Genomic DNA, 845 nt, shown 5'->3' with positions numbered 1-845 from the left:
CGTGGGGACGGCTGAGCCGGCGTGACGTGTGGCTCGCCCGCGAGGTTCGCTGGCATGTCGTGGCCAGGGCAGGCGACTCCGAGACCGGCAAGGTGCTCCGGTGGGAGTTCGGCACCGAAGAGGAGGCAGGGCGATTGCGTAGTCGATCGGTGGGTGCCCTGAGCTGGGAATCTACGGGGTGAGTGGCCTCTGCGGAGGCAGGTAGAGCGGGTGAGATCGCGTCGGTGATCATGGAGTTCTCTAGGCTTCACGACACCCCGAGGACCTCACCCGCCGATGTCATCATGCCCGATCCCCGCGCTGTCTTCGGTCGCCGGCACCCCTGGCACGTCACCACCGTCCGTTACTGCAGGTGAGACAACGGGACTGCTACACGCCTTGGCGGCGGTCCCGGATCCTCGAGATCCACGGGGAGTGCGTTACCCGCTGTCGGGCCTGCTCGCGGCCGCGGTGTGCGCGGTCCTCGCGGGGGCGTCGTCGTTCGCCGCGATCACCGATTGGTTGCACGATCTGGATGAGCAGGCCCGCGACCGGCTCGGCTTCGGCCATGGGGTGCCGGCGGGTACGACGGTATGGCGGTTGCTGACCCGCCTCGACGATCAGTTGTTGTCTACCGTCCTCGCGGGCTGGCTGAAGGTCCGCGCCCAGCCGGTCACACCCCGGCCGCACCGATATCGGACGGTGATCGCCGTGGACGGGAAAACCCTGCGGGGAGCCCGCCGTGCCGACGGCGGTCAGGTTCATCTGCTGTCCGCGCTGGACACCAGCACCGGCATCGTCCTGGCCCAGGTCACCGTGAGCGCGAAGAGCAACGAGATCCCCGCGTTCGCACCGCTGCTCGACGC

At 68.6% G+C, this 845-nt stretch carries 1 protein-coding gene and 1 pseudogene; both read left to right on the top strand.

Translation table 11 applies throughout. The features are described 5' to 3' along the window. Positions 1 to 182 (top strand): annotated as a pseudogene (locus tag DKT69_RS39790) (hypothetical protein); the annotation flags it as partial. Positions 183 to 414: 232 nt separating this feature from the next. Then, the coding region (locus DKT69_RS15150; protein ID WP_236647931.1) for an ISAs1 family transposase at positions 415 to 845 on the top strand (431 nt) is incomplete at its 3' end.

It is taken from the genome of Micromonospora sicca (assembly GCF_003172935.1).
Taxonomy (GTDB): Bacteria; Actinomycetota; Actinomycetes; order Mycobacteriales; family Micromonosporaceae; genus Micromonospora; species Micromonospora sicca.
Note: the sequence above shows the minus strand (reverse complement) of the source record. Positions and strands in the feature narration are given on the sequence as shown.